The 7,196-nt window shown below is 61.2% G+C and carries 14 protein-coding genes; 6 read left to right on the top strand and 8 right to left on the bottom strand.

Annotated features, from left to right (window positions below):
* Nucleotides 1-245 precede the first annotated feature (245 nt).
* Together ACFOWB_RS18975 and ACFOWB_RS18970 are read right to left on the bottom strand one after the other, a co-directional pair.
* Nucleotides 246-503: a hypothetical protein gene (locus ACFOWB_RS18975; protein WP_378148840.1), complete on the bottom strand. Its 258-nt coding sequence runs from the start codon at nt 501-503 to the stop codon at nt 246-248.
* 20 nt (nt 504-523) lie between these two features.
* Nucleotides 524-724: a hypothetical protein gene (locus ACFOWB_RS18970; RefSeq protein WP_261404320.1), complete on the bottom strand. Its 201-nt coding sequence runs from the start codon at nt 722-724 to the stop codon at nt 524-526.
* Between the two features lie 184 nt (nt 725-908).
* Here ACFOWB_RS18970 and ACFOWB_RS18965 point away from each other — a divergent pair, with 184 nt between their 5' ends.
* Nucleotides 909-1,139 (top strand): DUF2934 domain-containing protein, encoded by a 231-nt coding sequence (locus ACFOWB_RS18965; RefSeq protein ID WP_261404321.1) that lies wholly within the window; start codon nt 909-911, stop codon nt 1,137-1,139.
* A 186-nt stretch (nt 1,140-1,325) separates the two neighbouring features.
* Here ACFOWB_RS18965 and ACFOWB_RS18960 read toward each other — a convergent pair whose 3' ends face one another.
* On the bottom strand, nt 1,326-1,775 hold the full coding sequence (locus ACFOWB_RS18960) for a MucR family transcriptional regulator (RefSeq protein ID WP_378148839.1): 450 nt from the start codon (nt 1,773-1,775) through the stop codon (nt 1,326-1,328).
* A gap of 41 nt (nt 1,776-1,816) precedes the next feature.
* Between ACFOWB_RS18960 and ACFOWB_RS18955 the strand changes: the two genes are divergently transcribed.
* Together ACFOWB_RS18955 and ACFOWB_RS18950 are read left to right on the top strand one after the other, a co-directional pair.
* Nucleotides 1,817-2,359, top strand: a complete 543-nt coding sequence (locus tag ACFOWB_RS18955) for a thermonuclease family protein (protein WP_378148838.1) — start codon at nt 1,817-1,819, stop codon at nt 2,357-2,359.
* Nucleotides 2,360-2,446: 87 nt separating this feature from the next.
* Nucleotides 2,447-2,671, top strand: coding sequence for a hypothetical protein (locus tag ACFOWB_RS18950; RefSeq protein WP_261404323.1), 225 nt, complete (start codon nt 2,447-2,449; stop codon nt 2,669-2,671).
* A gap of 69 nt (nt 2,672-2,740) precedes the next feature.
* Here ACFOWB_RS18950 and ACFOWB_RS18945 read toward each other — a convergent pair whose 3' ends face one another.
* The 4 genes from ACFOWB_RS18945 to ACFOWB_RS18930 form a co-directional block, all read right to left on the bottom strand.
* Nucleotides 2,741-3,271, bottom strand: a complete 531-nt coding sequence (locus ACFOWB_RS18945) for a calcium-binding protein (RefSeq protein ID WP_261404324.1) — start codon at nt 3,269-3,271, stop codon at nt 2,741-2,743.
* Between the two features lie 729 nt (nt 3,272-4,000).
* Nucleotides 4,001-4,618: an outer membrane protein gene (locus ACFOWB_RS18940; protein WP_378148837.1), complete on the bottom strand. Its 618-nt coding sequence runs from the start codon at nt 4,616-4,618 to the stop codon at nt 4,001-4,003.
* 566 nt (nt 4,619-5,184) lie between these two features.
* Complete coding sequence (locus ACFOWB_RS18935) at nt 5,185-5,415, bottom strand: hypothetical protein (protein ID WP_261404326.1); 231 nt, start codon at nt 5,413-5,415, stop codon at nt 5,185-5,187.
* Complete coding sequence (locus tag ACFOWB_RS18930; RefSeq protein ID WP_378148836.1) at nt 5,412-5,627, bottom strand: hypothetical protein; 216 nt, start codon at nt 5,625-5,627, stop codon at nt 5,412-5,414. The genes ACFOWB_RS18935 and ACFOWB_RS18930 overlap by 4 nt, the downstream gene beginning before the upstream one ends.
* A gap of 159 nt (nt 5,628-5,786) precedes the next feature.
* Between ACFOWB_RS18930 and ACFOWB_RS18925 the strand changes: the two genes are divergently transcribed.
* Both ACFOWB_RS18925 and ACFOWB_RS18920 read left to right on the top strand, forming a co-directional pair.
* Nucleotides 5,787-5,978 carry a hypothetical protein gene (locus ACFOWB_RS18925; RefSeq protein ID WP_378148835.1) on the top strand — a complete coding sequence of 64 codons (192 nt, stop codon included), beginning with the start codon at nt 5,787-5,789 and terminating at the stop codon, nt 5,976-5,978.
* Between the two features lies 1 nt (nt 5,979).
* Nucleotides 5,980-6,177, top strand: coding sequence for a hypothetical protein (locus tag ACFOWB_RS18920; protein WP_378148834.1), 198 nt, complete (start codon nt 5,980-5,982; stop codon nt 6,175-6,177).
* Nucleotides 6,178-6,344: 167 nt separating this feature from the next.
* Here ACFOWB_RS18920 and ACFOWB_RS18915 read toward each other — a convergent pair whose 3' ends face one another.
* Nucleotides 6,345-6,515 carry a hypothetical protein gene (locus ACFOWB_RS18915; protein ID WP_261404329.1) on the bottom strand — a complete coding sequence of 57 codons (171 nt, stop codon included), beginning with the start codon at nt 6,513-6,515 and terminating at the stop codon, nt 6,345-6,347.
* Between the two features lie 152 nt (nt 6,516-6,667).
* On the opposite strand from ACFOWB_RS18915, the gene ACFOWB_RS18910 reads away from it, so the two are divergent.
* Nucleotides 6,668-6,850, top strand: coding sequence for a hypothetical protein (locus ACFOWB_RS18910; RefSeq protein WP_261404330.1), 183 nt, complete (start codon nt 6,668-6,670; stop codon nt 6,848-6,850).
* Nucleotides 6,851-7,196 lie beyond the last annotated feature (346 nt).

Raw genomic sequence — 7,196 nt, 5'->3', positions numbered from 1 at the left:
GGCAACAGCCTTGAAGGCTAACCCGCCGAGGGAAGCAGCCGGTCCATCCCATTAGCCGACGTTGTGAAGGGCCGCTATCCGCTTGTTTGAAGCGACTGCGTCAGTCGCAAATGATGTGCCAGCTGAGATCATCTCGCTGATCTTCGTGGCGAGGATGCGGGAGCGCCGTAGCTGCCTTCGCGTCGGAAGACGACGGTGGTCCGTCGAGCAATCGTCAGGCGGCGCACCCGTCGCCGCCTCACGTGTCATACCGCCCCGTCGTCCGTTTCAGTCGTCAGCTTCTCAGGCGAAATAGCCCCGAGCGGCGCTTTGTCCCGCTCGCCGCTTCCCTGTTTCTTTTCCGCGATGTCGCCCGCATCCCGCGGCTCATCGCTTTTGCTTTTTTCGCTGTTGTTCGGGCCGGCGTCTTTTCGATCCTCGAATGGGACAAGCTTGGCCTTGTCGGGCTCGGATCTGCCTGTCGCCAGAGTGTTGTCATTGTTGGATTTGAAGGTCGTGCTCATGGGCCCTCCCGTGGCCTCACTCAGCCGCCGCGCTCGCTGTGTTCCGCGAGGCACTTCTCGATCTCCGCGATGATGCGCTTCGTGTAATCGATGGCGTCGGGGACGCGGTCCATGCGATGGCCGCGCGAATATTCGTAGGACCGCATGGTCCCATCCTCGAGCCAGATCAGGCGCTGACGGAAGATGGCGAGATCCTCTTTCAGCTTCTCCCGGAACTCCACGGCGCTCTCCTTCGGCTACCGATGTGAAGCTCAGCAGTCGTCCGTTCGTTCCGGTAGGGACCGCAAATGCCAGGGTCGTGAGCCGCGGCGCCGACCCGTGAACTTCCTTCTGGAACGAAGACGGCGAGCGCGGGTTTTGCGGATGATCCGACGCGGTCGGAGATCATTCGAGAGAGCCAGCGCTATGAGCGATCGAGAAGCCCAAATTAAGCAGCGCGCCTACGAGCTTTGGGTGCAGGCTGGGCAGCCGGAAGGGAACTCCGAGCAGTTCTGGTATCAGGCGGAGCGGGACATCAGTGGCGATGATCCTGCCGCCGCGAACAAGGGTGGCTCGATGGAGGCGAACGAAAAGCTCGATCAAGAGCTTGAGGAATCGGTGCCGGCGAGCGATCCGCCATCAGCGACGCAGCCGTAAAAGCGTAGCTGGTCGACCTCACACCCGAGGCGGCTCCGATCCAGGAGTCGCCTTTTTTGTTCGCTTCTGACCACCCGACTGTCAGTTTTGGAGACCGGGCTATCCGCACCGCCCGCGCCCCGCACCAGGCTGCTGGCCTAGCGAGCTCGGCGGGAATGCTTTCGTGTCCTTCCCGCCAAGCGATCGTCACGCGGCCTTTTTGGTCCGCTTGGCCGGCGCGGCAGCGGCCTTCGCCGCGGCGCGCTTCTGGCCAAGGCCCATCTGCTTCGCAAGCTCGGAGCGCGCGGCCGCATAGTTCGGCGCGACCATCGGGTAGTCGTGCGGCAAGCCCCACTTCTCGCGGTATTCCTCGGGCGACATGTCGTACTTGGTCCGGAGGTGACGCTTGAGCGACTTGAACTGCTTCCCATCCTCCAGGCAGATGATGAAGTCGGGCGTGACCGACTTCTTCACGGAGACGGCGGGCTTCGCAGGCTCGGCGATAGGCTCGGCCTTCTGTCCCTTGGCGGCGGCGCTGAGCGCGCCATGGATCGACTGGATGAGCGTCGGAAGATCCGCCACAGCCACCGAGTTGTTCCCGACATAGGCGCTGACGACATCTCCCGTCAGCGCGACGAAATCGACCTGATCTTCCATTTGCATTCTCCATTGCGTTGATTTGATAACTGCGCTGCGTCGTGATCTTTGGCAATGGTGGTTGTGAAGTAAGCGGCGAGTTACTCGATACGAATACCTATGATTCCGGAATGAAGACGCCTTGCAGACGTCCGGCCAGCCGGGCATTTTGTAGCTTAATCGCGCGCACGAAACGCTACGTCATTCGGACCTTCGGAGGCGCTTTAGCCGCATTTCTCGTTTTATCGGGCGCATTTACGGTGCCCGGGTCGGCCCTAGCGTCCGACGTCTATGACGTCGACGGCGACACGCTTGACGCGTCCGGCGAGCGGATCCCGCTGCGCTCGGAAGCGGGCCCGATCGATGCGCCGGAATTCGGGAGGGCGAAATGTCCGCTCGAGCTGCTTCGGGCCCAGGCAGCGCAGGAACGGCTTGAGAAGCTCAAGGCGCCGAATGATTTCTCGATCGATCGACGAGGACGGGACCGCTACGGCCGGACGGTGACCGTCGTCTATTCAGTCGGGGAAGATGTGGGCGCGCGGCTGGTCCGCGAGGGCCACGCTAAGCCGTGGTCGTCCTTGCTGGCGAAGGATCGGCCGACCTGATGCTAGCGCCTGCGCTGCGCGAGCGACTTTCTTCGATCCGGAACAAGGTCAACCGACCGCCGTTCCGTACTCGAAGAGGAGGAAAAGATGGCGAACGATCGATACGAGATCATCGAGACAGCCGACGGTTGGGCCTACAAGATCGGCGATGCGGTCTCGGATAATTACCCTAGTCGCCAGGCGGCTCTGATCCACGCGGATCTGGCTGTTGGCACCCCTGGGGCCGTTAAGCCGGTTGATCCAAACTCCGCGCCAGAGGTCGAGGAGCAGTTCGACAAGCCCACTCCGATCATCGGCGAAGGCAGCGCTTAGCTAAGAGAGCCCGGCGCGTCGAGAAAGCACGCCGGGCTCTTCATATATCTAAGACAGCAGTTCAGTCGATCAATTGTCGAAGACGAAGTCGTTCTGATCGAGCTTGGATGCGTCGACGCCCTCGAGCGTGATCGAGGAACCTCTATCACCCCAAGTAATTACCGCATCGCCGTCCGCATTGTTTCGGATGGTCAGGTCGTTGAAGTCAAGACCGTCGATATCGAACTCAATTCGATCCTTACCGCCGGCGAAATCCGTGATCGTGTCGGCTCCGTCGTTTCGTTCGAACTTGAATACGTCGGAGCCTTTGCCGCCGGTCAGAATGTCGTTGCCAGATCCGCCATCGAGCTCGTCGTTACCCTTGCCGCCCTTCAGGACGTCCTTGCCCGAGCCGCCGTCGAGATCGTCATTGCCCGAGCCGCCGTTAAGGGTGTCGTTGCCGCTGTCGCCTTCAAGGTCGTCATTGCCGGAACCGCCGTTGAGCTCGTCGTTGCCCCCGCGCCCTTCGAGCTCGTCATCGCCGCCCTTCCCATTGATAACGTCGTCGCGCTCAGTGCCACGAAGTTCGTTCGCTTTGGCGTTGCCGTTGATCTTAGCCATCTAATTTCTCTGAAAATGTACGCCACCCTTGCAGCGTCTCCGATGGCAGACATAGGCGCGCACAACCAAATGGCGCCGAGCAAAAAATTTTTGTGCTTCAGAAATATGTGATGGAACAATTCTGTAATAACAGAAAGAGCTGTCAAAAAGCTTTTTTAGCAAATCCACCCAAATGCGGTTGCGCTCTTCTTTTATACAGCACCCTTTCCGCGCCGGCCCGAACGGTCAATAAGATAATCGACAATTTACGCGAGAGCCTAACCTTCGATTAATCCGGTAGGCGGGTGATCCGTAGTGAGGTGATGCATCAACGGACCACCGCTCTCACGGAGATTGACGACCGTATCGCTCTTGCAAGACGGCGGCTCGCGGAACTCGCGCTCCACCGCAGCTACCTGAGTTCATTGGGCCTGGACCTACGCGCTTCGCGACTGACGCAAAAGCGGCTCGAAAGTGAGTTGGCCGAAATGATCGAGGAGCGGCGCTTCGAAACGTATCGAGCGCGGTTCACGCGAGGACAGCGGAGCAGGTAAAAAATAAACAGTCGCAATACAGAGTTGACAGGTGGCCAAATAATATAGGAGAGAACTAGAGATTAGCTATCGTAATTCGTTGCCTGCAAGCGAGCTTATTTGGCCTAGTCATCAAACGTTTGGCGCTTCATAGAAAAGGCCCCGGTTGATGCCGGGGCCTCTCGTTCTTGCCGTCGTCAGGACGACAGCTTTGGCGTCACCAGCCGAACTTGATCGCGAGGCCGCCCATGACGCGGTTCTCGGTCAGCTTCACGCCGTTGCGGCGGCCGTAGTCGGAGTAGCGGTACTCGGCGCGGCCGACGACGCTGTCGGTGAAGGCGTACTCGAGGCCGCCACCGGCCGTCCAGCCGGTGAAGGTGCGCGACGAGGTGATGCCCGCGGCGTTGCCCTTAACACGCGAATAAGCGACGCCCGCGGCGCCGTACGCCAGGAAGCGGTCGAAGGCGAGGCCAACGCGGCCGCGCGTGGCGCCGGCCCACTTCACGTCAGCCTTCACGCTGCCGAGCGGGCCGAAGCTGATCTTGTCGTCCTGGTCGGACCAGTTGAAATCGGTCTCGGCGCCGATGACGATCGGCGAGTTGTCGAACTGGAAGTTGTAGCCGGCGTAGCCGCCGATCAGAGCGCCCTTCGGCTTGAAGGCGCCGCCGCCGAGGCGATCCTTGCCGTAACCGGCCTGAACGCCGACGTAGCCGCCGGTCCAGCTGAACGAGGGGACGGCGACGATGGCCGGGGCCGCTTCCATCGGGAGGTCGGCCGCCATGGCGCCGGTCGAAAGCAGAGCCGCCGCCGCGACGCCAACGAAGAGATTGCGCATTTTAGGTTTCCTGGTACCGGCGAGCCCGGCGATGGGTGTCCTAATGCGTGTAATTCGGCTGATTTGTCTGCGCCTTTGGCGCAACAGTCGCGGGAAACAAAGCCTATCCAGGCGCATGGCGAGTCGTCGACAGCTCGTCCGCAACGGCTGCTCGTAGCACGACGCCAAGAGAACCAGCGCGCCAGCGTGTTAAGTGATTGCTGACCATCTTCAGCGAGACTTCTCTCGCGCTGAAGTCCCGTCGCGCAAACAGGCCGCCTGTAGCTGCGTCGCGCACCAAGCTCGGGCGGTCTCCTTGTTACTTCGCTGCTCTCGTCGTTCGGCAGACGCTTTGAACCTTTGGTGTGTCCGTCGGTTATTCCCCTCGAGGGCGCTCCAATGGAGCCTCGGGCATGACGACCTTAGGGCACGACTTATTACCTCAGCCGAAGGCAGCTCCCCGTTGGAAGGGTTTGGGGCTTCGGTTTGTTTTCTGGATGGCGTCTTACGCGTTGGCCGGCGTCGCGCTAATCGGGCTGATCAATCTGATCGCTTGGAAATAGCGGCGATTCACAGGCCAGCGAACGTCATCCGATCCCATGCCGTATTTGCGGATCGCTTGCCATCCGTTCGCGCGCTTCGTTGAGCGACCGCAAGCCGTCATCGGTCAGCAGCCAGCCGTCTCCCTGCCGCCGGATCAGTCCAGTGTTTTCCAGCGCGCGGAAAACGCTGCCGGACAGCAGAGGGCTGTCGGCCCCTTCGATCAACGCTTCAAGGATGGCGACGCCTTCCGGCGAAAGGGCGCGTGCGCCGGTCATGCGCGGACCACCTCGCCGGATCGCGGGTCCGTGTTTCGGCGGACGGCGAATTTGCCCGCTTCCGTGAGCGCCCAAGCCCGCTCTTTCCACTCGATCAGTCCGTCGTCCTCCAGAGCCGACAGAACGAGATCGAGCTCGCGGAGCCTCATGGCTTCTACGGTCTTCAGTGCGCAAACCTGCTTAATCGACAGGCCGTCGAGGCGTGGCGTCATGGTTCAACCCGAAGTGTGACTCCCGATGGCCTCAACCGCGGGCTTTGCGGTTCGTTCCAGCGCTTCGCTCAACTGGCGATCATCACGCTTTGGCTGCAGGCGGGAACGTTTTGAAGCGCGAGCCTTTCTCCTTGGGACACGAAATCAGGGAGAAGACACATGGCGAATGGTGGCGGAGATCTGTGGCTCTTGATGACCGTGCTTGGCGTGAGCCTGCTCGGGATCACGATCGCCTACGCGGCGTTCAAGAGCCGCCAGGGGATGACGGGTGAAAAGCGCCGGCTGACCGAGCGCGGAACGCGCGACGTCTACGCGGCCGAGCAGCGCGATCCGGCGAACCGCCGAGCCTGACATGACTGACAAGCCGTCGGTCTATGGGACCGACACGTCAAAGCCGAACGAAAAGGCTGGCGTCGAGGTCGGCGGCGGAGAAAAGCCCGCAGCTGCGACGAACAAGGAAGCCCGAGAAGAAGCCGAGCCCGGCAGCGCGGACGACGATCGAGAGCCGCCTGCTCCTGAAGATCCGGAAGAGGCGCAATCGCCTACCTGACGCGGAACCATTTGCAGCCTGCTGCGTCTAGCAGACGAAGCGTACCTTCCCCCGATGCGTTTCGCCTTTAAGAAGCCCGCCGCGCTCCCCGACGCGGCGGGCTTTTCATTTGCCGTCACGTTGAAAGCCGCATTTTGTGCGTCGCATCAGGTCTTTTGATAGAGCGCTCACTCGAAAAGCTGCGTCATCTTAGCGACATGGACGATATCCCTTCGATACTCACCCAACTCCGATGGGTTGATCTCGGCCTGGCCGAATGGGCTGAGGAACTCATTGGTGCCGGCGCGAACGTCGGCGAAATCGCGGGCTTGCTTGAGCGCGCGCTGCGCGAGATCCAAAACTATGCGCCAAACGCATCGTAGTTGTTGGCGCTCGGCGCCCTAAAAAGCGATCGGATGCGGATTGGCCCGACCCTTCCGCGATCCTCGAGGGGAGAGCCTGTTGGGGGACATGGCTCCCCCTCGGTCATTGTCTCCACGAGCGGGCGCAGATGATCGACCAAGAGAAGAAGTCACCTCCGCACCCTTTCTCGTCCGATAAGGTCGCGGCTCGCCTAGACAAGACGACCGAGGCCGCCAAAGAAATAGTGGATCGTAACCGTGCGGCCGAAGACGCCAAGACGGCCCGGCTGCGAGCGGCCCGGAAAGCTCGCGACGCCGCCAAGGCGAAATAAGTCGTAGGGAACGACTCACGGCGGCTCTAGCATTATGAGGCGCCTGCCGAGCTTCTCGCCCGAAGCTAGGTGGGCGGCGGCTGGACGGAGGCTCTGGTCATCGCCCAGCCGCACCGGCGCCCAAAAGGATGACGCTCCTCAAAGCAACCTTGGCCGTCTCAACTTCGTTTAGCGCGTTCTACTTGCGCGCGAGGCGACGCACATGGCCAGCAATGGCGACGGCAAGGGCGGGTTAAGTCACTCTCGGCTTCACGCCGCGGACTACATCGCGACCGAGATAGAGGGACTAGGGAGCGTCCCCATTAACGGGGTTTCGTTTTCGAGCGCGTGCTGATTCCATCTCCTT

This window comes from Chenggangzhangella methanolivorans (genome assembly GCF_042648545.1).
Lineage (GTDB): Bacteria > Pseudomonadota > Alphaproteobacteria > Rhizobiales > Methylopilaceae > Methylopila > Methylopila methanolivorans.
Note: the sequence above shows the minus strand (reverse complement) of the source record. Positions and strands in the feature narration are given on the sequence as shown.

What these genes read in the sequence shown, in the direction of transcription:
- ACFOWB_RS18975 (WP_378148840.1), bottom strand. Translation starts at nt 503, where the DNA reads ATGAGCACGACCTTCAAATCCAACAATGACAACACTCTGGCGACAGGC.
- ACFOWB_RS18965 (WP_261404321.1), top strand. Translation starts at nt 909, where the DNA reads ATGAGCGATCGAGAAGCCCAAATTAAGCAGCGCGCCTACGAGCTTTGG.
- ACFOWB_RS18960 (WP_378148839.1), bottom strand. Translation starts at nt 1,775, where the DNA reads ATGGAAGATCAGGTCGATTTCGTCGCGCTGACGGGAGATGTCGTCAGC.
- ACFOWB_RS18950 (WP_261404323.1), top strand. Translation starts at nt 2,447, where the DNA reads ATGGCGAACGATCGATACGAGATCATCGAGACAGCCGACGGTTGGGCC.
- ACFOWB_RS18945 (WP_261404324.1), bottom strand. Translation starts at nt 3,271, where the DNA reads ATGGCTAAGATCAACGGCAACGCCAAAGCGAACGAACTTCGTGGCACT.
- ACFOWB_RS18940 (WP_378148837.1), bottom strand. Translation starts at nt 4,618, where the DNA reads ATGCGCAATCTCTTCGTTGGCGTCGCGGCGGCGGCTCTGCTTTCGACC.
- ACFOWB_RS18935 (WP_261404326.1), bottom strand. Translation starts at nt 5,415, where the DNA reads ATGACCGGCGCACGCGCCCTTTCGCCGGAAGGCGTCGCCATCCTTGAA.
- ACFOWB_RS18930 (WP_378148836.1), bottom strand. Translation starts at nt 5,627, where the DNA reads ATGACGCCACGCCTCGACGGCCTGTCGATTAAGCAGGTTTGCGCACTG.
- ACFOWB_RS18925 (WP_378148835.1), top strand. Translation starts at nt 5,787, where the DNA reads ATGGCGAATGGTGGCGGAGATCTGTGGCTCTTGATGACCGTGCTTGGC.
- ACFOWB_RS18920 (WP_378148834.1), top strand. Translation starts at nt 5,980, where the DNA reads ATGACTGACAAGCCGTCGGTCTATGGGACCGACACGTCAAAGCCGAAC.
- ACFOWB_RS18910 (WP_261404330.1), top strand. Translation starts at nt 6,668, where the DNA reads ATGATCGACCAAGAGAAGAAGTCACCTCCGCACCCTTTCTCGTCCGAT.